This window comes from Sphingomonas sp. DC1600-2 (assembly GCF_049897605.1).
Lineage (GTDB): Bacteria > Pseudomonadota > Alphaproteobacteria > Sphingomonadales > Sphingomonadaceae > Sphingomonas.
Genome location: NZ_JAFCWO010000001.1, coordinates 123902 through 147092, shown reverse-complemented (window position 1 = coordinate 147092; position 23191 = coordinate 123902). Strand labels below are relative to the sequence as shown.

Annotated in this window: 17 protein-coding genes; 8 read left to right on the top strand and 9 right to left on the bottom strand. The window is 65.6% G+C overall.

From position 1 onward, the window contains the following. Positions 1-119: 119 nt before the first annotated feature. From ACP7BL_RS00725 to ACP7BL_RS00715, 3 genes are read left to right on the top strand one after another with little or no spacing between them, the layout of a single operon-like run. On the top strand, positions 120-1085 hold the full coding sequence (locus tag ACP7BL_RS00725; protein ID WP_033965924.1) for a hypothetical protein: 966 nt from the start codon (positions 120-122) through the stop codon (positions 1083-1085). A gap of 2 nt (positions 1086-1087) precedes the next feature. Continuing rightward, positions 1088-1615, top strand: a complete 528-nt coding sequence (locus ACP7BL_RS00720; protein ID WP_171010506.1) for a DUF2141 domain-containing protein — start codon at positions 1088-1090, stop codon at positions 1613-1615. Between the two features lie 5 nt (positions 1616-1620). Then, a complete protein-coding gene (locus ACP7BL_RS00715) occupies positions 1621-2823 on the top strand; it encodes a glycosyltransferase (RefSeq protein ID WP_033965921.1) in 1203 nt (400 codons plus the stop codon). On the opposite strand, the gene ACP7BL_RS00710 is transcribed toward ACP7BL_RS00715, so the two are convergent. After that, positions 2810-4258, bottom strand: coding sequence for a DUF2029 domain-containing protein (locus tag ACP7BL_RS00710; RefSeq protein ID WP_426257358.1), 1449 nt, complete (start codon positions 4256-4258; stop codon positions 2810-2812). The genes ACP7BL_RS00715 and ACP7BL_RS00710 overlap by 14 nt on opposite strands. 87 nt (positions 4259-4345) lie before the next feature. On the opposite strand from ACP7BL_RS00710, the gene ACP7BL_RS00705 reads away from it, so the two are divergent. After that, complete coding sequence (locus ACP7BL_RS00705) at positions 4346-5971, top strand: alkaline phosphatase D family protein (protein ID WP_426257357.1); 1626 nt, start codon at positions 4346-4348, stop codon at positions 5969-5971. A gap of 70 nt (positions 5972-6041) precedes the next feature. Beyond that, positions 6042-7049: a LacI family DNA-binding transcriptional regulator gene (locus ACP7BL_RS00700; protein WP_426257356.1), complete on the top strand. Its 1008-nt coding sequence runs from the start codon at positions 6042-6044 to the stop codon at positions 7047-7049. Positions 7050-7095: 46 nt separating this feature from the next. Here ACP7BL_RS00700 and ACP7BL_RS00695 read toward each other — a convergent pair whose 3' ends face one another. Next, positions 7096-8136: a YeiH family protein gene (locus ACP7BL_RS00695; RefSeq protein ID WP_126846865.1), complete on the bottom strand. Its 1041-nt coding sequence runs from the start codon at positions 8134-8136 to the stop codon at positions 7096-7098. A 212-nt stretch (positions 8137-8348) separates the two neighbouring features. Here ACP7BL_RS00695 and ACP7BL_RS00690 point away from each other — a divergent pair, with 212 nt between their 5' ends. Further along, complete coding sequence (locus tag ACP7BL_RS00690; protein WP_126846784.1) at positions 8349-9554, top strand: MFS transporter; 1206 nt, start codon at positions 8349-8351, stop codon at positions 9552-9554. Positions 9555-9582: 28 nt separating this feature from the next. On the opposite strand, the gene ACP7BL_RS00685 is transcribed toward ACP7BL_RS00690, so the two are convergent. Continuing rightward, positions 9583-11976, bottom strand: coding sequence for a TonB-dependent receptor (locus tag ACP7BL_RS00685; protein WP_426257355.1), 2394 nt, complete (start codon positions 11974-11976; stop codon positions 9583-9585). 100 nt (positions 11977-12076) lie between these two features. Continuing rightward, complete coding sequence (locus tag ACP7BL_RS00680; RefSeq protein WP_426257627.1) at positions 12077-13153, bottom strand: Gfo/Idh/MocA family protein; 1077 nt, start codon at positions 13151-13153, stop codon at positions 12077-12079. A 36-nt stretch (positions 13154-13189) separates the two neighbouring features. Here ACP7BL_RS00680 and ACP7BL_RS00675 point away from each other — a divergent pair, with 36 nt between their 5' ends. Together ACP7BL_RS00675 and ACP7BL_RS00670 are read left to right on the top strand one after the other, a co-directional pair. Further along, entirely contained in the window at positions 13190-14098 is a 909-nt protein-coding gene (locus ACP7BL_RS00675) for an aldo/keto reductase (RefSeq protein ID WP_033965263.1), read from the top strand. Next, on the top strand, positions 14095-15165 hold the full coding sequence (locus ACP7BL_RS00670; RefSeq protein WP_426257354.1) for an LLM class flavin-dependent oxidoreductase: 1071 nt from the start codon (positions 14095-14097) through the stop codon (positions 15163-15165). Before ACP7BL_RS00675 ends, ACP7BL_RS00670 begins: the two co-directional genes overlap by 4 nt. Positions 15166-15458: 293 nt before the next feature. On the opposite strand, the gene ACP7BL_RS00665 is transcribed toward ACP7BL_RS00670, so the two are convergent. From ACP7BL_RS00665 to kduD, 5 genes are all read right to left on the bottom strand, one after another. Then, positions 15459-16460, bottom strand: a complete 1002-nt coding sequence (locus ACP7BL_RS00665) for an alpha/beta hydrolase (RefSeq protein ID WP_171010505.1) — start codon at positions 16458-16460, stop codon at positions 15459-15461. Positions 16461-16531: 71 nt separating this feature from the next. Continuing rightward, positions 16532-19438, bottom strand: a complete 2907-nt coding sequence (locus ACP7BL_RS00660) for a TonB-dependent receptor (protein ID WP_426257353.1) — start codon at positions 19436-19438, stop codon at positions 16532-16534. Positions 19439-19652: 214 nt separating this feature from the next. Then, a complete protein-coding gene (locus ACP7BL_RS00655; protein ID WP_426257352.1) occupies positions 19653-21224 on the bottom strand; it encodes a carboxylesterase/lipase family protein in 1572 nt (523 codons plus the stop codon). Next, positions 21211-22218, bottom strand: coding sequence for a sugar kinase (locus ACP7BL_RS00650; protein WP_426257351.1), 1008 nt, complete (start codon positions 22216-22218; stop codon positions 21211-21213). The genes ACP7BL_RS00655 and ACP7BL_RS00650 overlap by 14 nt, the downstream gene beginning before the upstream one ends. Positions 22219-22341: 123 nt before the next feature. Beyond that, positions 22342-23112 carry a 2-dehydro-3-deoxy-D-gluconate 5-dehydrogenase KduD gene (gene kduD / locus ACP7BL_RS00645; protein ID WP_426257350.1) on the bottom strand — a complete coding sequence of 257 codons (771 nt, stop codon included), beginning with the start codon at positions 23110-23112 and terminating at the stop codon, positions 22342-22344. Between the last annotated feature and the right edge of the window lie 79 nt (positions 23113-23191).

The window sequence follows — 23191 nt, the reverse complement described above, 5'->3', positions numbered from 1 at the left end:
TCATATTGGATGGACCACGGTTCCCGCTCTTTTCTTGGCGTTTGCCGCGCCACACTTATGCCGCTAATGCGCGGCAATGGGGCCGCCCTGACCGGCCAAGAAGCGGACAAACGCGCCACGTGGATAACTATACGACTGGACCAGTGATCGGCGTTTCGACGCAGGGCGCATCCGCGCACCTTTCGCTGCCGCCGATGCCCGGAACGCCCGATCTCGCCGGCCTTGAGCCGATGGCACCGCTGGCGCGACGCTGGCCCTCCTATCTGGGCGCAGCGGTCACGCTCGTAATGATCGTGTGGCTCGGCTTGAAGCTCCATGCGCTGGGCGTCGACAGTCTGGTCTCGGCGCTGCCGAGCAGCCCGCTTTTCTATCTGTTCTTCGGACTCTTCTACCTTTCTCCGGTGACGGGCGACTTCATCATCTTCCGCAAATTGTGGGGGATCCCGGCGGCCGGTTACGTGGCATTGACCAAGAAGCGCATCGCCAACGACGTGCTCAATTATTCGGGCGAGGCCTATTTCTACGCCTGGGCGCGGCAACGGTCGTCGATGGTGGCGGCACCGTTCGGCGCGGTGAAGGATGTCAGCATCCTGTCGGCGATTGCCGGCAATATGGTGACACTGGCGATGATCGCGATCGCGATGCCGCTGGGCATCGGCCTGCTTACCGAACAGCAATTGCACAATGCACTCTGGTCGGTGGTCGTGGTATTCGCCATGTCGCTGCCTTTCCTGATCTTCTCGAAACGCGTTTTTTCGCTCCCGCGCGCGACTTTGTGGTGGATCTTCGGCATCCACTGTCTGCGGTTGATTGCGGGATCGGTGCTGATCGCCTTTACCTGGCATTATGGTCTGCCAAGTGTGTCGCTCGGGATGTGGCTGCTGCTGTCGGCAGCGCGGCTGATCGTCGGGCGGCTGCCACTTGTGCCGAACAAAGACCTTCTTTTCGCCACCTTCGCCACCCTATTGATCGGTCAGGACGCAGCCTTGTCGGTGCTGATCGCGGTCACCGCGGCGCTGCCGTTGCTCGTCCATGTTGTGCTCGTCGCGATGTTCGGGCTGGTCGACTTGGTGAGAAAGAGTTGAAAATGGTGCGCAAGGTTTTGATGGCGGCGGCAATCACCGGCGCAGCACTTCTGCCTGTCACGGCAAGCGCGGCGCAGATTCTCGGTAGCGACGCCGCGGCCTGCACCTCGGGCGGCCCCGCGATTCGCGTGACCGTCGATGGCTTGAAGGATCGCACCGGCGAACTGAAGCTCGAGCTGTTTCCCGCCAACGACGCCGATTTCCTGAAGGATGATCGCGACCTGATCAAGGAAGGCAAGTTCTTCCGTCGCGTGCGCCTGCCTACCCCGGCCAGCGGCCCGATCGTGCTGTGCATCCGCGTGCCGACGCCTGGCCCCTATGCCTTGCTGTTCACGCACAATCGCGACGGCAAGAACAAGTTCAACCTGTGGCAGGATGGCGCGGGCTTCCCGACCAACGCCCGGCTCGGCCGGTCGCGTCCCAAGCTTGCGATGGCGCGGATCGTCGTGCCGCAGGGGGTGGTATCCACCGAGATTCGGGCGCAATATCTGCGCGGGCTCGGGGGGTTCGGGCCGCTCAAGGACGAATAGACGCCATGCGGATCGTCGACGTCAATGAATTCTACTCGCCGACCGGTGGGGGTGTGCGCACCTATATCGATCGCAAGATGGGCATCATGTCCGATCTCGGGCATGAGCTGATCGTGCTCGCCCCTGGTCGCGAAAATGCGGTCGAGGAACGCCCCGGCGGCGGCAAGGTCATCTGGATCCAGACCGGTCATTTGCCGCTCGACCAGAATTACGGGCTGTTCTGGGAATCGGCCCCGATCGTGAAGCTGCTCGACCAATTGCAGCCCGATGTCGTCGAAACCTCCTCGCCGTGGCGCTTGCCGTGGGTGATTGGCAAGTGGCAGCCCAAATATGAGGGCGGTGCGGTGAAGAGCTTCTTCATGCACAATGACAATATGGCCGCTTATGCGCTGCGCTGGTTCGAGGGCCTCGCCCCGCAGGAGCGGATCGAGCGCGCTTTCTCCTGGTACAGCCGCTATATGAGCGGCTTCCTCCAGCATTTCGATGCGGTCGTCACCAACGGCCCGGCGCTGGAAAAGCGGCTTAAGGCGCGCGGCGTGCGGATCGACGCGGCGATGCCGCTGGGGATCGAGCGTGGCCATTTCTCGCCCGATCTGCGCGACGATCGCTTGCGTGCCGCGTTGCTCGCGCAATGCGCTTTGCCGCCCAGCGGGCATTTGCTGCTCGGGCTTGGCCGCCATCATCCCGAAAAGCGCTGGCGGCTGGTGATCGACGCGGTCGAGCGCGCCGGTTCGGATTTGCCGGTCGGGCTGATCCTGCTCGGCACCGGGGTCGAAAGCCGCCAGATCGAGGCCCGCATCGCCGGATCCCCGCACATCCGCATGTTCCGCCCGGTCTATGACCGCGAACGCCTCGCCCGCATCGTCGCGAGCTGCGACGCGCTGATCCACGGATCGGAGGCGGAACCGTTCGGCTTGGTCGCGTCCGAGGCAATGGCGGGGGGCCTGCCCCTGATCGTGCCCGACACGGGCGGTTGCGCGGAGGTTGCCGACCGCCACGCCTCCGAATTCTACACCGCGCGCGATGCGCAAAGCGCCGCGGCGGCGATCCACCGGCTGTTCGCACGCGACCAGCGCGTGCTGCGCCGCGCGGTGCTGGTAGCGGCGGGCAAGGTGCGCAGCGACCGCGACCATGCGGTGGAACTGATGGACTATTATCAGGGGTTGGTCGACGCCAAGCGCAACGGAGCGCTGCTCAAGGTCGCCTGACGTACACGCGGAAACGCGTACTGTTGATCGGCACCGTCCGATACCCTCGCGCGATCGCCCAGCGTTCGAGCAGGGCGTCGGTGTCGCTGTCGCCCGCTGTCCATGGAGCCTCGCCACCGACCAGCACGGCGGACGGTGGGTTGCGATCAAGGTCGGCGGGACGATCCGCCGACACAACATGGAAGCGCGGCTCGGTCGCCGGGTCGGCGAGCCGGTGGGTGCGATAATAAAACGGACCGGCCGCAAAACGCGGGTCGGGCAAGCGTCCGGTCGCGCCGAGAAACTGCGGTGACAGCGTCGCCACGCCGCCCTGCACCCCGGCGGAATCGAGCGCGGCGCGGATCGCCCGGCCTTCGCGCAAGGCCACGGGCATCGACGCTCCTTCCAGCGCCTGGACCGCCGCCGCGGTCGTCGGCGCAAGGCCGGCGAAAATCGTCACCACGGTAAAGATCCGCAGCCCCCGCCCCGGCGGTGCCCGGTCCCACACCAACGCCAGCAAGACGAAGAGCGGCGGCAGAACCGGCAGCAGATATTGCCGCCAGGTGGGAAACGGCAGCAGCGCGGCGACCAAACCGGCCAGCACCAGCCACTCGATCACGCCGGGCCGCACCAAGCGGCGGCGCACCATCACCAGCGCCAGCAAGGCCGGGCCGAGCGCGAAGAATTTCAGCGCATCGACCGCCTTGGCGAGATAGGACATCTTCCACGATCCCGGCGTGTAATATTCCGCCGGAGCCAGCGCCGGGAAGCGCAGCGTACCGAACACGAAGGCGGCGGGGGCGATCGCCCAGGTCCAGGCGACAAACGCCACCATCGGCATTGCTCCGGCCAGCACGGCGAGCGGGCGATGCCGCCGATCGACGAGCGTATACACCCCATAAGCCGCCGCAGGCAGCGCGTAGGACACTTTCGCCGCTGCGGCTGCGGCCAGCAACAGCCCGATCAGCATTGCCTGTCCCGCGCTGCCGCGCCCCTGCTGTGCGCGCACGATCGGCACCAATGCGGCGGCGAGCAGGGCGGCTGGCAAGGCATCGTTGCGCGCGGTCGCCACACTGAACAGCAGGATATCGCTCAGCGCGAACAACCCGGCCGCGATCACCGCAGCGCGCGCAGAAGCCCCGGCCTCGCGCGCCGCGCGCCAGACGCAGCCGACCAGCACCGCGCCGAGCGTAGCATTGACCAGCCGCAGCGCGGGCCACACCCACGGCCCGGCCAGCCACGCGACGGGCGCAAACAGGAATGGCTGCAACGGCGTCTGCAAATAGGCGAAGTCGCGAAAGGGCAGGTATCCGTGCGCGGTGAGCACGGCTGCCGCGACATATTGGCTCTCATCATGATCGACCGAGCGGATCAGCGCGCAGAGCGTGAAAAATACCAAGACACCCGCGCCGTAACGCCAGGGAAATAGAACCGGATCGGTCGTTCGCTCGTCCATCGAGCGGCTTTAGCCAAGGCCGATCGCACTGTCACGCAGACGCCATATCGAGGGCGCAGGGGCTCGGCATCAGCTGGAGATGTTCCCATGACCCTTCGTATCGATCGCCGCTCCTTCTTGCTCACCGGTTCGTTCGGGCTCGGCGCGTTCGCGGTGCCGGGCTTTGCGCAAAGCAACACAGTTGCGAGTGCGCGGGGCTTCACCCACTCGGTCGCCAGCGGTGAACCCGCCAGCGATTCGATGCTGCTATGGACCCGCTATGTCCCCGCCACCGGTGACACCGCCGAAGTCCGCGTCGAACTGTCCGAAACGCCCGATTTCGCGCATGTCGTGGCGGGGGGATCGCAAATCACGGGTGTGTGGCGCGATTTCACGGCGAAGATCACCGTCGATGGCCTCGCTCCGGGCCGCGTCTATCATTACCGCTTCATCGCGCCCGATGGCAGCTTCTCGCCGGTTGGCACCACCAAAACGCTGCCGGTCGGCCCGGTCGACCGCTTCCGCGTCGCGACCTTCTCCTGCTCGAACATGCCCTATGGCTATTTCAACGCTTATGCCCACGCGGCCGCGCGCGACGATCTCGACCTGACGATCCATCTCGGCGACTATTTTTACGAATATCGCACCGGCGATTATCCCGCGCTGAAGGATCAGGTCACCGGACGCACCCCGCTTCCCGCGACCGAATTGCTCCACCTCGCCGACTACCGCATCCGCTACGCCAGCTATCGCAGCGACCCAGATCTGATGGCGCTGCACGCCAAATTGCCGATGATCGTGCAGTGGGACGATCACGAATCGGCGAACGATAGCTGGGAAGGCGGGGCCGAGAATCACCAGCCCGACGAAGGCGACTGGAATGCCCGCCGCGCCGCCTCGATCCAGGCCTATCGCGAATGGATGCCGGTGTCCGACGAGCCGTGGAAGGCCTATGAGATCGGCACGCTCGCCACGCTGTTCCGCACCGAGACCCGCCTGCTCGCGCGTACCAAGCAGCCTGACGTCGCGCCGCTGTTCAAGGCGAACGACCCGATCGCCGCGCTGAAAAACTTCCGCGATGGCGCGTGGACGGACCCGGCCGTCACCATGATGGGGTCGCAGCAGGAAAGCTGGCTCGGCCACGCGCTCGCGCAATCGGTCCGCCAGGGCCAGCGCTGGCAAGTGGTCGGCTTCGGCACGATCATGGGCGAAACCGTGATGCCGCAGGATGCGCTCGCCTGGGTGGCACCCGATGCCCCCGCGCGCGCCAAAAACTATATTCTGGCGGGCGTTGCTGCGGCCAAGCTGGGACTGCCGTTCAACTACGACAATTGGGGCGGCTACCCCGCCGCCCGCGCGCGCTTCCTGAAGGGCGCGCAGGCGCAAGGGGCCAATCTGATCGTGCTGTCGGGCGACAGCCACAACGCCTGGGCCTATGACCTGGCGCAGGACGGCAAGCCTGCCGGGGTCGAATTCGCAGGTCATTCGGTGACGTCCCCGGGCTATGAAGCCGCCAGCAAGACCGACCCCAAGGTGATTGCCGCCACGCTGGTGCGCGCCAATAAGGAGCTGAAATGGTGCGACACCTCGCGCCGTGGCTATATGGCGATGACGCTCACGCCCGACCGCGCGAGCAACGACTGGATCATGGTCGATACCATCAAGGCCCATACTCCCGCCGCCAGCATCGGCCACAGCGCCACGGTCCAGCGCGGTCGCAATATCATGGCATGACGGTTGCCGATGCCCCGCTGGTGCGGCACACCCGTGCGCCACACCAGCGGGGCTTTCGGGAGCGGCGACTTTGCGCGTAACCATCAAGGACGTATCTCGCGTTTCGGGGGTTTCGATCAAAACCGTGTCGCGCGTCCTCAACAAGGAGCGCTATGTCGGCGAGGAAACGCGCGCCAAGGTCGAGGCGGCGGTAGCCGAACTGAACTTCCGCCCGAATGTCGCGGCACGGTCGCTTGCCGGGCGGCGCAGTTTCCAGATCGCGCTGATCTGCGACAATCCCAGCCCTTATTATGTCTACGAAATGCAATCGGGCATCCGGGATCGCTGTGTGGCGGACGGGGTGCGGATGATCGCCCAGCCGTACGATCGCAATTCCACCACCTTGCTCGACGATATCGAGAATCTGGTCGACGCCACGCATGTCGATGGCCTGATTCTGACCCCGCCCGTATCGGACTATCCGCACGTGCTCGACTTGCTCCAACGGCGCGGGGTGCGGTTCGTGCGGGTTTCGCCGGGGAGCGCGCTCGATCTCGCCCCCTCGACCTTCATCGACAACGCTGCCGCCGCCGCGGCGATGACCGCGCACCTGCTGTCGCTCGGACATCGGCGGATCGGCTTCATCGCCGGGCATCCGAGCTATGCCACCAGCGGCCAGCGCTTGCAGGGCTATGCGTCTGCGCTCGGGCAGCAGGGCATTGCCTTCGATCCCGTGCTGGTCCGCGAGGGCAGCTATGATTTCGCCTCCGGCGCGGCGGCGGCGGCGGCGCTGCTGTCGCTCGCCGAACCGCCAAGCGCCGTGTTCGCGTCGAGCGACGACATGGCGGCGGGGGCGCTGACGACGGCGCATCGCTATGGCCTGTCCGTACCGGGGCAGCTCTCGATCGCGGGCTTTGACGACACCGCGCTGGCAGGTTTCGTCTGGCCCCCGCTCACCACCATCCGCCAACCGACCCGGCAAATGGCGTATCAGGCAGCGGACCTGCTGCTCGCGCCCGCGCATGCACCGGTCGAACGCCGCGAAGTCGGCTATGAGCTGATCGTGCGCGAATCGACCGGGCCCGCGGCAACACAATAAGCGCGGCATTTCCTCCCTTCCGAGGAGGGGAGGCAGCGCAAAACGATCACCCGATCAACAGTAGCGCCGCCGCCAGCGCCAGGCCGAACGCCACCAAGGTCGCCGCCAAAATCACCAGCAACGGCTTGGGCCCCGCTTCCAACAATTGCGACAAAGGTGAGCGGATCGCGGTCGCCGTCACCGCCGCTGCCAACATTGCCGCCGCAACCCGCTCCGCGCCGGTCGCCACCACCGCCGGGATCACGCCGAAAGAATTGATTCCGGCCAGCACGAAGAACCCAATCACAAACCACGGCACGCCCGGCCCCTTGGCGTGTCCCTCGCCGCCGCCACCCCAGCGCGCCAGGCCCATCGCCACCACCGCCAGCACCGGAGCCAGCAAGGCCACGCGCGTCAGCTTGACGATTGCCGCGATCGCCCCGGCTCCGTCCGAATAGGAATAGCCCGCGCCCAACGCCTGTGCGACATCGTGGATCGACGCGCCCAGCAGGAACCCGGCCTTCAGGTCGCTCATGTGGAAGGCATGTGCCACCAGCGGATACAGCATCATCGCCGAGGCACTCATCGCCGAAATGCCGACCAGCACCAGCGTCAGTTGCGCCTGAGTGGTGCGTTTTTCGCCCAGGGTCGTCGCCAGCGCCATCGCCGCCGACGCGCCGCAAATCGCCACCGATCCCCCCGCCAGCAACCCGAAGGCGGTATCGAAGCCGAAGCGCCGCGCCGCAAACACCCCCGCTGCCATCGTCGCCGCGACGATGCCCACGACGCACAGCAAGGCAACCGGCCCAAGCGCGACGATCTGCCCCGCCGTCACCCGCACTCCGACCAGCACGATCCCCCAGCGCAACAGCGAGCGCGAGGCAAAGGCCAGCCCCGGCGTCAGTCGCCCATCGGCGCTGAGGAAATTGAGCGACAGGCCGATCAGCAACGCCATCAGCGTCAGCGGCACGCCATAATGATCAGACAGGAACCCGGCGGCCAGCGTACCCATCAGCACCACCACCAGCCCGGGGGCATAGCCGCGCCAGTCATGCTTGGGCGCGGTCTCGATGGCACCGTACAAATCGCCATACAGGTCGGCAGCCATCGGAAGCGGGCGGGTTTGCCGGGAAATCGCCATCGTCTTTGCCGCCTCTTCCGTCACCCGGGGCTTGTCCCGGGGGCCACCGTGCCGCACACCGCACGGCACCTCTTGCCGCCCGGTCGCGCTTGGGACAAGCCCGGTGCCAGCACCTTTTGGACCTAGCCGAACCCCACCTTCTGTGACAACGCTGTCTCCATAAAGCCGGGAGCGGATCAATGGCACTACGCGGCGGCGCAGCACGCTGGATCATCGTCGCGATGGTGTTCGTCGCGGTGATGCTCAATTATGTCGACCGCCAGATCCTGGCGCTGCTCAAACCCACCCTGGAAGCGCAATTCCGCTGGTCCAACCAGGATTATGCCAATCTCGGCACCGCTTTCCAGGTGGCGACCGCCTTTGCCTTTCTCGGCACCGGCTGGTTTCTCGACCGCGTCGGCCTGCGCCTGGGCTTCGCGCTCGGCGTGCTGGTCTGGAGCCTGGCTGGCATGGCGCATGCCTTTGCCGCGACCGTCCCCGCTTTCTTCGCCGCGCGCATCGTGCTCGGCATCGCCGAATCGGTGGGCACGCCGGCCGCGGTGAAGACCGCAGCGACCTATTTCAACCATAAGGACCGGCAGATCGCCTTGGGCATCGGCAACATCGCACCCAATATCGGCGCGATCGTCACGCCGCTATTCATCCCCGCGCTTGCCGTCGCTTATGGCTGGCAGGCGGCATTCCTGGTCGCGGGCGGGCTTGGTGTCGTGTGGGTGGCGATATGGTTCGCGATCCGCATCAAGCCCATCGCGCTCGACGCAGTGGCACCCGCCCCCGTGCCGTGGCTCAGCATCCTGCGCTCACGCGAGACCGCCGCGATCGCCATCGCCAAGGTGCTGTCGGATCAGGTGTGGTTCTTCATGTTGCTGTGGCTGCCCGATCTGTTCCACCGACTGTTCGACCTGCCACAGGGCACGCTCGGACTGCCGATCGCCTTGGTTTACGGGATGGCGGCGTGCGGCGCGCTGACCGGCGGCTATTTGCCGACACGGCTGATCGCGCACGGGTGGAGCGTCAACCGCGCGCGCAAGCTGACGATGCTCGGCTATGCGCTGCTCGTGCTGCCAGTGATATTCGTCCAGTCGGTCGACAATCCATGGGTCGCGGCGTTGCTCCTCGGCTTGGTGCTGTTCGCGCATCAGGGCTTTTCGACCAACGTGTTCGGCGTAACGACCGACATTACCCCCGCCCGCGCGGTTGGCTCCCGCATCGGCATCGCCGCCTTTTGCGGCAATTTGTGCTCGATCGGGATGATCCAGTTTCAGGTCTACGCGCTGTCGCACGGCTGGGGTTACGCCCCCGCGCTGGCAATCTGCGCGGGGTCGTATCTCGTCGCGCTGCTCGCGATACACCTCCTGATCCCGGTGATCAGGCCGACACCGTGATCCTCCCCGCACGGGGAGGATCAAAGGCTCAGAAATTCACCCGCCCGGTCACGCCGAAGTAGCGATCGGCATCGCGCGGGATCTGGTAGCGATAGGCCTGTCCCGGTCCACCATTGGCGATCGCCGCAGCAAAGCTCTTGTCGAACAGATTGCGCACCTGGAAGGTCAATTTGTAGCGATCGTTCTTGCTGACCAGACCGGCACTGAGGTTGACCAGGCTGTACGCCCCGATCGTCCCCAACTGCCGCTGCACCGCATCGGCCGAGAACAGCCCGAGCTCGCTGCTCTGATACGATCCCTGCGCCCCCAGCAGCACATCGGCAAAGCCGCCGGTGCGCAGCCGATAATCGACGCTGACATTGCCCTTCCACTTTGGCGCAAAGCCAAGCGGCGTGCCTGCCGGAATCGTCGCCGAACCAGCGGGGGCGTTGAACTTGTCGACATGCGCGTCGGTATAGGCAGCACCGCCGGTGATGCTCAGGTCGCGCACCGGCCGCAGCGTGGCATCGAGTTCCACCCCGCGCGTCGACACGTCGCCGGCATTGGTGAAGCGCGTGACGACCACGCCCGCGACCAGATCCGGATTGTTCGCCTGGAAATTCTTATATTTGGCGTAGAATGCGGCGAGGTTGAGCGTCAGCTTGCCGCCGAGCAGCGTGTTCTTCAGCCCGATCTCATAGGAATCGGAGGTTTCCGGCGCGATCACATTGGTGCCGGTCGCGGTCAGATTGTAGAACACGTTGAACGCCGGGCCCTTATAGCCGCGCGCATAGGTCGCATACGCCGTCGAGCCATGCGAAATATCGTACTGCACGCCTGCCTTGCCCGACAGGTTCTCATTGGTCGCCTTGGCGCGGAACGGCACGCCGTTAGAAGCGCTCACCGCCTGTGACGCGGCTGTCGTCGGCGAAACCCCCAGCGCGACCAGCCGGATATATTCGTTATACACGCCCTGATCGAAATTGGCGTTGATCCCCGGCCCCGCCAGTGTGGTGGCACGCGAATGGAACACGTCGAGCTGGTCGACCGTATAGCGCAAGCCACCGATCACGCGGAAGCGCTCGCTGATGTTGAGCGTCCCCTGTCCGAACAGCGCGACATTCTTGAACACCGAGCCGAAATCGGCGGTGCCGGTCGGAAAGGTCGAGGGGTTGGCGGACGCGCTTGAACACGGCGTCAGCGCGGTCGGCGCGGGCGTCACCGCCGACGTGCAGACCTGATCGTTGCGCGTGAAGATGCGCTCGCTCGCCGCACGCGAATAATATGCGCCCAGCACATAGGTGAGGAACTGGTGCCCCGGCGAGGTCAGCCGGATTTCCTGGCTGAACGTGTCGCCAGTCTGTGGCCCGAAATCGTGAAGCTGGTTGAAGCCGATATAGGCGGCCGGCAGGAAGTCGCCGTCGCGGATCTCGGTATTCTTGTAATTGCGATAGGCGGTGATGGAAGTGACCGTCTGCGTCCCCGCCTGAATATCGGCCTGGAGCGAGAAGCCGTAGCCGGTTTCCTTGGTCCGCGTCGTCAGATTCTGCGCGAGTTCGCGGGTATCGGTGCCACGCGGCGTCGGCAAAGCGGCACTGGAGGCATTGGTGGTGACGGCACCCGTCGCGGTGTTGATCGGCCCGGTTGCGATCACCTCACCGCAGCAATCATCATTGTTGCGGTGATAATCGGCGATGAAGGCGAGTTTCACATTGGGCCCGGCATCGGCATCGACCTGCAGCCGCCCGCCATAATGTTCGAAGCCGTTGACCAGCTTGCCGGTCGTCACGTTGCGGATATTGCCGTCATAATTGGTGTAGAAGCCGGTCAGCCGCGAGCGCACATTTTGCCCGATCGGCACGTTGATCGCGGCGCGCGCACGATATTCGCTGTCGGTGAAGAACCCCGCCTCGGCATAGCCGCCAAAGCTGGCGGTCGGCTTTTTCGAGATGATGTTGATGACGCCGACGCTCGCATTCTTGCCAAACAGCGTGCCTTGCGGCCCGCGCAGCACTTCGATCTGGTCGACATCGACCAGGTCGCCAAACGCTTCGCCCGCGCGGCTATACACCACGCCATCGACCACCGTCGAAATCGACGGCTCGCCCGCGATCGAGAAGGTCGAGGTGCCGACCCCGCGCAGGAACAGCGACTGGTTGAGCGTCGTGCCCGATTTCAGGAAATTGAGCGACGGCACCAGATATTGCGCGCCCTCCAGGCTGGTCTTGCCCTGCGCGGCGATCGCATCACCCGAGATAACGGTGACCGCGAGGGGCACGTCCTGCAAACGCTCGGAGCGCTTCTGCGCGGTAACGATGATGTCGCCGGGGTCGCCCTCTGCTTGCTGGTTCGCTGACGCAGCCGCGGGCGCAGTCTGTGCGGAACCCGGCGAGGCCGCCACCAGCGCGAGCGCAGCCGCACCCGTCAGGTAAAGTGCTTTCATCCTATCCCTCCTTCGAAATCCCATCTTGGCGATGGGTATTATTCTTTTCGCGGATCGGACATCGCTGTCATACTTGTCCGCCGTAAAGCTCGGCTTGGCGTCAGAACCCCAGTTCGGCCATCTCCACCACGCGATGTTCGCGTGCGCTGATCTCGGCGGCGGTGCCGATCGCGACCGCCATCATGCCATCGCGCGCAGTGACCTCGACCGGCCCCGCCCCGCGCACCGCAGCGTTGAAGCGCTGATGCTGGTAGAAGGTCGAACCGTGATGGCTCCCCGCATCCAGCGCGGCCTGGTCGACCTCGATCACGCGCCGCGTCACCTGCTTGGCGTTGCGGAAGCCGACGCGCGGGGAATGCACCAAAGCGCCTTCCGGGATCAGCACGTCGAGCCGGGCTGCGTCCCCCACGGCGGTAATCTCTTCCTGATTCTCCGCGCCATCGGCAAACATCGACAGGTCGAGCAACGCACGCACGCCGTTCGCGAAATCCACAGTCGTATAGCTGTTGTCGATAATGTCGGGCGTCTCGCCGCCATAACGCTCATCGACATGGTTCACGTCCATCGCGCCCGAACAATAGACGCGCACCGCCTCGCTGCCGGTGATCAGCCGCATCAGGTCGAAGAAATGGCAGCATTTCTCGACCATCGTGCCGCCAGTGTTGCGGCTGAAGCGGTTCCAGTCGGCCACCTTGACCAGAAACGGGAAGCGATGCTCGCGGATCGACAGCATCTGCAACCGCCCGATCGCGCCACCTTTGATCTCCTCGATAAAGGCGGCGGCAGGCGGCATGTAGCGATATTCCATCGCCGTCCAGAACACGCGGTCGCTCTGCGCGGCGCGCGCCACCACCCAGCGGCAATCGTCGAGCGTCGTCGCCAGCGGTTTTTCGCACAGGATGTGGAGCCCGGCATCGAACAACGGCTCGAGCACGCGGCGGTGCGTATAATTGGGGCTCGCCACGATCACCGCGTCGCACAGCCCGCTCGCCGCCAGCGCCTCGACCGAGTCGAACACCGCCGCCGCGCCCGCACGATCGCCCAGCGCCGCCGTCGCCCAACCGATCGATTCCGCCACCGGATCGGCAATCGCGGTCACCACCGCCCCCGGCGTAATCGCCAGGTTGGTGATATGCTCGACCCCCATCATGCCGGTGCCGACCAGACCGTAACGCACTTGCTCCATTAAGGTCTTCGCCTCTATATGACAACGATGTCTGAAATCATACTTACACCCGAATTGCGCGCCCTCGGCAAGAGCGGAGTGCAGGTCAGCCCGATCGCCTGGGGCATGTGGCGTTTCGCCAATGCGACGGTAGCGGAAGCGCGCGCACGGATCGAGGCGGCGCTCGCCGCCGGGGTGACGCTGTTCGACACCGCCGACATTTACGGCTTCGATGGTGCCGACGGCTTTGGCGATGCCGAACTGCTGCTGGGGCAAGTGCTTGCCGAAGCCCCCGGCCTCGCCGCGCAGATGGTGCTGGCGACCAAGGGCGGCATCCGCCCGCCATTCCCCTATGACCAAAGCGCCGCGTATCTCGGCCAAGCGCTCGACGCCTCGCTCACCCGGCTCGGGGTCGATCAGGTCGATCTCTACCAGATCCACCGCCCCGACATCCTCGCCCACCCGCAGGAAGTCGCGCGCACGCTGGAAGACATGGTCCGCGCCGGCAAGGTCCGCGCGGTCGGCGTCTCGAACTTCACGCTGGCGCAAACGCGCGCGCTCGAATCCTTCCTGACGATCCCGCTCGCCAGCCTCCAGCCCGAACTGTCGCCGCTCGAACTCGGGCCAATCGAAAACGGCTTGCTCGATCTGGCGATGGAGCGCGATATCGCCGTGCTCGCCTGGTCGCCGCTCGGCGGCGGACGGATCGGCGCGCCCGAGGACGACCGGTCGAAAGCCGTCGCGGTCGCGCTCGATGTCGCAGCCCAGGAGGCCGGCGTTTCCCGCGCCGCGGCGGCCTATGCCTGGATCATGGCGCACCCCGCGCGCCCGATCCCGATCGTCGGCACGCAGAATCTCGCGCGCATCGCCGAGATCGCCGAGGTCTATAAGGTCCGCTTCACCCGCCAGAGCTGGTATGACGTGCTGGTCGCGTCGCGCGGGGAGCGCCTGCCATGACCGCGCTGCCGCCTTGCGAAATCAGCTGGTTTTCCGCTTTGTGCGATGACGATTACGAGTTTCTCGGCGTCCCCGATGCGCATTTGCAATCGAGCTGGGCGCATTGCCGCGACATCGTGCTGCAGGCGGAGACCGGCGGCTTCGACAATATCCTGCTGCCCTCGGGCTATGCGCTGGGCATCGACACCACCGCCTTTGCCGCCGGCATCGCGCCGCTCCTGCGCCGCATCGCACTACTGATGGCGGTGCGCGTCGGCGAAAGCTGGCCGCCGCAACTCGCCCGCCAGATCGCGACGATCGACCAGATGCTGGGCGGTCGCTTGCGCGTGAATATCATCTCGTCGGAGATGCCCGGCGAGACGCTCGGCTCCGCGCCGCGCTACGCCCGCACGGTCGAGGCGATGCACATCCTGCGCACATTGCTCAACGGCCAGCCGCTCGACCATGATGGTGAGTTCTGGAAACTGAAGGTCGATCCGCCGCGCTTGCGTACCGTCTCGGGCAAGGTGCCCTTGCTCTATTTCGGCGGCCTCTCGCCCGATGCGCGCGACGCCGCCGCCAAGGGTGCCGACGTGTTCCTGATGTGGCCCGACCGGCAGGAGGCCGTCGCCGCGATCATCGCCGACATGACCGCGCGCGCCGCCGCTTATGGGCGAACGCTGAAATTCGGCTACCGCGCGCATGTCGTGGTGCGCGAGACCGAAGCCGAAGCGCGCACCGCCGCCGACCGCCTGCTCTCCAAGCTCGACGCAGCCGAAGGTGCCGCGATCCGCGCCAAATCGCTCGATTCGCAGTCGGCTGGCGTCGCCGCGCAAGCCGCCCTGCGCGAAAATGCGGGCGATGACGGCTATGCCGAAGCCAACCTATGGACCGGCATCGGCCGCGCCCGCTCGGGCTGTGGCGCTGCGATCGTCGGCGATCCCGATCAAGTGCTCGCCAAGCTCGACGCGTACCGCGCCATGGGCATCGAAGCGTTCATCCTCTCGGGCTACCCCCACGCAGCCGAAGCCGATCTGTTCGCACGGCATGTGCTGCCGAAGATCGAGCATGGGCTTTTGGCGGGGTGACGCTCAAGGGCGCGATCACACTACCGTAACCCGTTCGTTTCGAGCGAAGTCGAGAAACAGCCACATGCGCTGTGCCGGGTTTCTCGACGATGCTCGAAACGAACGGAAGGGGATAGTTCAAAGAAACGCCGTGCGAACCTATCTCGCATGATCCCCCCGCCTCGCCGAGCGACACCGCTCGGCCAGCGCAGGGCAGGTCCATCGGCACCGGGGCAAGTCTTGTTTCTCGGGAAGGGTTTGAGAAGCGGCAGCCGAGCCACCCAACCCTCGCGCGAAATTCCTATGAGGAGGCGTCACCCAAACCCCTGCGTCCGCGCCCAGCTCAAGAACAACTCCGGCCACGCCGCCACCGGCTTGCCCACCGTGCCGCGCAGGCCAAAGCCGTGCCCGCCCTGGGCGAACAGATGCATCTCCACCGGCACGCCCGCGCGCACGCACGCCGCGCGAAACGCCAGCGTGTTCTCCACCTTCACCACCCCATCATCCTCGGCATGGAGCAGGAAGCAGGGCGGCGTGCGTGGCGACACGTTGGCGGCGGTCGAGTGCGCCCGTTCCAGCGCCGCGCTCGGCGATGGCCCCAGCAGCAGCGCGCGGGAGCCAGCATGGGCGAGGTCCGCCGTCATCGCCTGCACGGCGTAGATCGGCGCGGCGAGGCACGGACGCGCGCTCAGGCGGTCGGCGGCATCGACCGGCGCATAGACCGGCGTGTCAAAGCGCGTCGCCAGATCGCCGCAGACATGCCCGCCCGCCGAAAAGCCCATCGCGCCGACGCGCTCGGGCACGATGCCATAGTCCGCCGCCCGCGCGCGGATCAGCCGCAGCGCGCGCTGCGCGTCGGCCAGCGCCACGTCCGGTCCGGCCGCCCAGCCATCCCCCGGCAGCCGATAGAACAGCACGAACACGGTGAAGCCGCGCGCCGCGAGCCAGCGCGCGATCTCATAGCCTTCCTTGTCGATCACCACCAGGCGATAGCCCCCGCCCGGCGTCACCAGTAGCGCCGCGCCATTGGGGGTCGCCGGGCGGAACACGACCAGGCGCGGGCGGCTGATGCCCTGCACCGCACGGTCGTTCAGCGTGCGATCCTTGCTGCGCTCGTCGACGGTCTCCAGCGGGAGTGTTGGCGGCGCGCCCGGCGCGCCCTTGGGCCACAGGTCCAACGTTTCGTCGGGTTCGGGCAGCGCCGTCGCCGGTGCGGCACCGCCAACCCGTGGCGGCGGCGTCTGCGCAAGCCCGCGCGCCGCCCACCCGCTCGCCAGTGTCCCGAGGATGGCGCTGCGACGGTCGATCACGGGCATTCTCCGGAAAAACGAACGGGCGTCGCCATAGCTTTGGCAACGCCCGAACGGGGAGGAAGGGTCTTCCAAGCTTACATCTTCACACGCGCGCCGAACAGAATGGTGCGGCCGAAATGGTTGTTCTCATAATTCCGGTTCGCATCGACATCGGTGTAGCGATAGCGATAAGTGTCGGTCAGGTTGGTGCCCTCGACCGAAACCTCAAGCCATTTGGTCAGGCGATAGCGCACCGAGGCGTCGAAATTGGTGGTCGCGGCATAGCCTTCGAACACGTTGCCGGTGCCGCTATTCTGGTCGACATAGGGCCCGCGATAGCTGATCGAACCGCGCGCACTGAACTTGGCGTCCTCATAATAGAGCGTGCCATTGAACGCTTTCTTCGACAGGCCGAACAGCGTCGAGGTCCGCTGCACCGCAGTCGGCGCAACGAGCTTGCAGGTGAACTGCGTCGCGCAGACCAGGCTGGATGGCCCAACCACGCCGTAGGTCGCGCTGCTGTCGATGAACGTCGCGTTCGCAATGCCGCCGAAATTCTTGAGGAAGCCGGGCAGGAACTTGAACGGTGCCTGCACCGACAGCTCGATGCCCTTCAGCGACGCACCGGTGCCGTTCACCGTCGTGCTGACCGTGTAGAGCTGGTTGGGATCGAAATTGATGTAGGCCGGCGAGCTGGGCGGCAAGACCGATTTCGGCAATCCGGTCGAGGCGAAGGTCTGGGTCAGCGTGTTCGACACCGGGAAGCTGTCGATCGATTTCTTGAACACGGCGATCGACGCGATCGACTGGGGTGCGAAATACCATTCCAGCGCGATATCATACGCCGTCGCGCGGAACGGATCGAGGAACGGGTTGCCGTTGCTGATCTTGTAGTTGAACCCGTCCACCGTACCGCCCGGCGTAAGGTTGCCCAGCGTCGGCCGCGTCATCACCTTGGCGACCGCGCCGCGCACGATGATCTTGTCGGTCGGATAGAAGGCCACGTTGAGCGCCGGCAGCCAATCGTCGTACGAGCGCTGGACCGTGGCGGCGGTGCCGCTGACAAGACCGGTCGAGCTCTGGTCGGTATGGACATACCGCACCCCGGCATTGAACGCATAGTTCAGCCCGAAGAGCGCGCCCTTGGTATCGAATTCCAGATACCCGCCCGTCACCTTTTCCGAAACGCTGCGGGTATTGCCGGCATCGACGACCAGCGCGCGATTATACAGGTTGGTCAGGGTCGCCGCCGCCGGGATGTTGGCAACGACATATTGCGAGGTCGCGCCGGACGGCTGCCCGGCCGAACCCAGATTGACCAGATCGGTCAGCGCCGCCGTCACCGGGAAACCGTAAACCGCGCCCGACCCGAATTGCGAGGATGGCGAACAGGTCAGCGTGCCGAGCACCAGATCCTTGCCGCCATTGCCGCACACCACGGTATCGCGGGTGAAGCCCACGGTGTCGAAGGTGAACTTGCGGTAGACGCCCCCCGCCTCGATCTGGAAGCCATCGGCCACGTCCCATTCGGTGCGCAATTGCACGGTACGGAATTTGTTGACGGTCTCCGACGGACGATCGCGAATTTCGGAAAGCTGGTAGGCGCTCGGGTCGGTCACGCTGCTGCCATAGCTCAGCGTCGGGCTCGACATGTTGGTATAGTCGTATTTGAAGCCCTGCGCCGCCTTGTTGTCCAGCAGGATGGTCGTCTCGACCGGGATATTCGCATCCGATTTCGACAGCCCGCCCAACAAAGTGAAGCGGAACTTGTCGGTTACGTCCTGATCCCAGGTGCCGCCGATCTGATAGAATTCGGTGCTCGATTTGCGCAGATAATGCTCGTTGCGATTATATGCATCGTTCAGCGTCGCCGAGACGATGTTATTGTTCGCATCGTAGACCGGATTGACGAGGTCGATCGAGCGCTCGTTGCTGCGCGCCAGCACCTCCAGCCATTCCTCCTCGCGGGTTTCCTTGAACTTGGAGTAGAGGCCATCGATCGAGATCTTGGTCTTGTCGGTCGGCGCGAACTGCACGCTGGCAGTGATGCCCAGGCGCTCGCGATCATGCTTGATCACACCGTAGCGCGGAATTCGCGGATGGAAGGCCTGCGCTGCCTTGTCGCACGCCGCGCTTTGCCGATAGACGCCGCCGCTATTGGCCGCAGGCGTGGTAAAGGCCTGCGCCGCTCCCGAACCGGTGGTGTTGTAATAACACGGCGTACCGTCAACCGAGTCGAACTGGGCCTGCGCCCAGCGTGTCGTGTTGTTGCCGAGTTCGAGCGTGTTGACCTTCGAATATGCGGCGGAAACCGACGCGCCGAAGGTGCCCGCCTCGTTCCGCCAGGACAGCAGCCCGGCGACGCGCGGCCCGAGCGTCTTGGCGAGGTCGTTATACGACCCCTGCACCGACAGCGCGCCCGAGAAACCCGCCTTTTTGCCGCCAAGCGGGTTGCCCGTGTTGAGATCGACGACCGCGCCCAACGACCCTTCGTCGAGCGACGCTTCGGCGGTCTTATGGACCACCAGCGAGCTGAACAGTTCGGACGCGAACACGTTGAAGTCGAACGCGCGGTCGCGGTTGGCGCTGGCACCGTCGGTCGAGGTCGCGACGGTTTCCATACCGTTCACGCGGACGCGGGTGAATTGCGCGCCAAGCCCACGCACGGTGATCGCACGCCCTTCGCCACCATCGCGCTGGATCGAAATGCCCGGGATGCGCTGCAGCGATTCGGCAAGGTTCTGGTCGGGGAATTTGGCGATGTCCTCGGCGACGATCGAATCGACCGCTGCGACCGAGTTTTTCTTTACGTTGAGCGCCGCCTGGAGCGACTGGCGGAAGCCGGTCACCACGATGTCCTGCCCCGTATCCTCGCTGGCCGGAGGCGCGGACGGCGTCGGCTCGGTCTGCGCCAAGGCAACGCTTGGCAAGAACAGTGCGAGCGCAAGCGCGCCTACCGAGACACCGTGCTGCACCGTCGCTGCCGCAGAAATCTTGCGCATTCTTCATCCCCCCTGGGCGTCGCTGTCCCGCGACGCCGATTGACACCGGTAGCCATGCCGCGCCTGCAAATTGGCGGCGGAATGGCGAGCAGAGGAAGGGAAAGGTGCACTATTGCGGCGCATCGCTCCTCTCCTGCCCGATGGTCGCTCTTCGGCAACTCATCCTGACGCCTAAATGTCGCGTTTGGTAACCGGTGTCAATCGGCTTTTTGGCTTAAGTACCCGGCTGAATATAGGGAATGCGGGCGAACAGTTCGCGCTGCCAGCGGCGGGGATCGTCCTCGCTATGGGGTATTGAATCGAACACCATCGTCGCGCGTCGCGAAAGATCGTAGCGGGCCCATTGCGGAAGCCCGGCATGATTGGGGTCCCCGGCTTGGGCGAAGGCGACGAAGCTGTCCTGCATCGCCCGCGACGCCGCCTGCGCATCCGCCCCCGTCCCGGTTTGCGAGCCCTTCGCGCTGATCGTGCCGAAGACCAGCGGAATGTCGATGGTGTGAAAGGCCCCGCGTCGGGGGTCGAGGCGCGACGTGAAATCGACTTGATAGACAAAGGCCGGAGCCCCGGCGCTTGCGCGTGCCTCGGCCTCGATCACTTGTCCGCGCCAACTCCGCCCAGCGGTGGTCGCGCCGTAAAATACCTCGGTCGGCGACCATGCCGGGAAGTGCGCGCGATACTGTTCGACCACCCATTCGGGCAGAATGTCGATCCGCAATTCCGGTGCGATTCGCGCGGCGACATTATCCCAGTTGAGCCCGCGCACCTTGTCCGAATCGGGTGAGAGAAAGCCACGGGTCTCGTCTCGGACATTGCCCAGGATCAGCGGAATATCGAGGCCTTGCGGGTTGGCATCGGGCCAGAACGGATGCCGCGCGAGCCACTTCATATCGAGCACCGGCCCGAAATAAACGCCGCCGCCAAGGATCGGGTCGGCCGTGTCGAGTGCGGCGACGAGGCGGTCCTGCGGCATCGCCAGCAGCGGCGACAGCTCGCGCGTGTCCACCCCGAGCCGCGCGAGATACGCCCGCGTCCGCGCAGTGGCGTTGAGCGGCCCCGAAGCGGTCACTTGCTGCCCGCTCATCGTGGCGGCGCGGTGGAACAGCCCGCGCGCGGCGGGCATCCCCAGCATGGTCGCGATCTTCGCGCCTCCGCCCGACTGGCCGAACACCATCACCCGCGCCGGATCACCGCCGAACGCCGCGATATTGTCACGCACCCATTTGAGCGCGAGGATCAGGTCGAGCTGCCCGGCATTGCCGCTATCGGGGAAACGCGAGTCGAGCCGCGCGAGATAGAGATAGCCCAGCGCGTTGAGCCGGTGGTTGACCGTCACCACCACGACATCGCCACGCGCCGCCAGCGCCGCGCCGTCGTTCAGCGGATCGGTCACGCTGCCGCCCGAATAGGCGCCGCCATGAATGTAGAGCATCACCGGCAGCCGGGCCGCGCGATCGGGTCGCGCCGTCCAGATGTTGAGGAACAGGCAATCCTCGCTTTGGGGACCATAGGTGGTGCCCGCTTGCGGCGCGACCGGGCCGAACGTGTCGGCCGGATGCGGCGAGGGCCCATAAGCGAAGGGTGTCGGCGCACGAAAACGCTCGGCGCGCCCGTAGCGGATGCCGCGATAGCTGCGGACGCCGTTCAGCTCCTTTGTGCCAACAAATCGCCCCGCAGCGCACGCAACGTGCGGGGCCCGCGCCGCGCGCAACGGCGTGGCGGCAGCGGCCAGCGCTGCCGCCACGCCGTTGCCGATCAGTGTGCGGCGGGTTAGATCAGCGCCGGACATCCAGCCCGCCCGCGAGATAGGCATCGATATCGGCCTGGCGGAACAGACTCGCATCTCCCGGAAGGGAATGTTTCAGCGCCGCCAGCGCGAGCCCGGTGCGCGCCGCCTCCGCACTGTCGCCACCGCGCCGCAACGCATGCAACACACCCGCGGCAAAGGCATCGCCACCACCAATCCGGTCGACGATTCCGGCCAGCACGACCTCTTCGGTCTGCGCCGATCCCGAACGGGTATCGATGCGCGCCGACAGCCGGTGGAGATCGACATGTTCGACATGCCGCGCAGTCGAGGCGATCGTCTGGAGTTTGGGGAAGGCAGCAAACGCCGCTTCGACCGCCTCGCGCCGCCGCGACTCGCCTTCGCCGCCAAAATCGCGCCCTAGCAGCAAGCCAATGTCGCGGTGGTTGCCGAACAGCAAATCGGCTTCCGCGACGAGTTGCGTGAGGATGCCGCGCGGATCGCTGTCCCAGCGCTCCCACAATTTGCCGCGCCAATTGCCGTCGAACGACACCGCAATGCCGCGCGCCGCCGCGGCTTGCGCCGCCGCAATCGCGCTCGCGGCGGGCACCGGCCCTAGTGCCGGGGTAATGCCCGACAGATGCAGCCGATCGACGCCATGCAGCAGCGTGTCCCAATCCCAGGCGTCGCTCGGCATCTCGGCGAAGGACGACCCGGCGCGATCGTAAATCACCTCGGTCGCGCGCAGCCCTGCCCCCGAGGTCACGAAATACAGCCCCATGCGGTCCCCGCGGAGCTGGATACCGGCGGTCGCGACACCGGCACCGCGCAAATAGGTCAGCGCCGCCCGCCCCAGATCGTTGTCGGGTACCACGCTGGCAAAGGCGACATCGTGTCCGAGCCGCGCCAGCGCCCCCGCAACATTGGCCTCGGCCCCGGCAACCCACACGTCGAGCCTGGGCGTCTGCAACAGCAACTCGCGCCCCGGCGGCGAGAGGCGCAGCATGATTTCCCCGAAAGCCAGAAACGTACTCATGCAAATCCCCTCAACGTCACCCTCACCCTTCCGGCGCTTCGCGCCTCCCTCCCTCTCCCACCGGGAGAGGGAAGGGGCCCGCCCGGCACCGCCGGGTGGGAAGGGTGAGGGTCCGTTCTTCCCTTATCGCGCCAGCCAACCGCCATCGACCGCCAGAATATGCCCTTGCACATAATCCGCCGCGCGGCTGCACAGGAACACTGCCGCACCACCAAGGTCGGAGGGATCGCCCCATTTGCCCGCCGGAATGCGCTCCAGGATCGAACGGTTGCGGTTCTCATCGGCTTGCAGCGCGGCGGTATTGTTGGTCGCGATATAACCCGGCGCAATCGCGTTGACGTTGATGCCTTTGCCCGCCCATTCATTGGCAAGCAGCTTGGTCAGCCCGCCAATGCCGCTCTTCGACGCGGTATAGCTCGGCACGCGAATGCCGCCCTGAAAGGTCAGCATCGACGCGATGTTGACGATCTTGCCAGATCCCCCATCTTTCTCATGGCGCGCGATCATGTGCCGCCCGGCCGCCTGGCACAGGAAAAACACCGATTTGAGATTGGTGTCGATCACCGCATCCCAATCGTCCTCGCTGAAATCGACCGCGTCGGCGCGGCGGATGATCCCGGCATTGTTGATGAGGATGTCGAGCCCGCCCAGCTTATCCACAGCTTCATCCACAACCCTCTGCACAGGCTCGATCGTGGAAAGATTGGCCGAGATGATCTCGGCGCGACGACCCAGCGCGCGGATCTGTTGCACGGTGTCGTCCGCCGGGGTTCGGCCGACGCAGGCGATGTCCGCCCCCGCCGCAGCAAGCGCCAGCGCGATCGCCTGACCGATGCCGGTATTGGCCCCGGTGACGACGGCGACCTTGCCGGAGAGATCGAAGGGATTGTTCATATCTCGGTCCTTCTCCCCTCCCGCTTGCGGGAGGGGTTAGGGGAGGGAATGGAGAGGACCTGCGCGCTGCCCTCCCCCA

Coding starts and splice junctions, on each gene's coding strand:
- ACP7BL_RS00720 (WP_171010506.1), top strand. CDS start 1,088: ATGGTGCGCAAGGTTTTGATGGCGGCGGCAATCACCGGCGCAGCACTT.
- ACP7BL_RS00715 (WP_033965921.1), top strand. CDS start 1,621: ATGCGGATCGTCGACGTCAATGAATTCTACTCGCCGACCGGTGGGGGT.
- ACP7BL_RS00710 (WP_426257358.1), bottom strand. CDS start 4,258: ATGGACGAGCGAACGACCGATCCGGTTCTATTTCCCTGGCGTTACGGC.
- ACP7BL_RS00705 (WP_426257357.1), top strand. CDS start 4,346: ATGACCCTTCGTATCGATCGCCGCTCCTTCTTGCTCACCGGTTCGTTC.
- ACP7BL_RS00695 (WP_126846865.1), bottom strand. CDS start 8,136: ATGGCTGCCGACCTGTATGGCGATTTGTACGGTGCCATCGAGACCGCG.
- ACP7BL_RS00690 (WP_126846784.1), top strand. CDS start 8,349: ATGGCACTACGCGGCGGCGCAGCACGCTGGATCATCGTCGCGATGGTG.
- ACP7BL_RS00685 (WP_426257355.1), bottom strand. CDS start 11,976: ATGAAAGCACTTTACCTGACGGGTGCGGCTGCGCTCGCGCTGGTGGCG.
- ACP7BL_RS00675 (WP_033965263.1), top strand. CDS start 13,190: ATGTCTGAAATCATACTTACACCCGAATTGCGCGCCCTCGGCAAGAGC.
- ACP7BL_RS00670 (WP_426257354.1), top strand. CDS start 14,095: ATGACCGCGCTGCCGCCTTGCGAAATCAGCTGGTTTTCCGCTTTGTGC.
- ACP7BL_RS00665 (WP_171010505.1), bottom strand. CDS start 16,460: ATGCCCGTGATCGACCGTCGCAGCGCCATCCTCGGGACACTGGCGAGC.
- ACP7BL_RS00660 (WP_426257353.1), bottom strand. CDS start 19,438: ATGCGCAAGATTTCTGCGGCAGCGACGGTGCAGCACGGTGTCTCGGTA.
- ACP7BL_RS00655 (WP_426257352.1), bottom strand. CDS start 21,224: ATGTCCGGCGCTGATCTAACCCGCCGCACACTGATCGGCAACGGCGTG.
- ACP7BL_RS00650 (WP_426257351.1), bottom strand. CDS start 22,218: ATGAGTACGTTTCTGGCTTTCGGGGAAATCATGCTGCGCCTCTCGCCG.
- kduD (WP_426257350.1), bottom strand. CDS start 23,112: ATGAACAATCCCTTCGATCTCTCCGGCAAGGTCGCCGTCGTCACCGGG.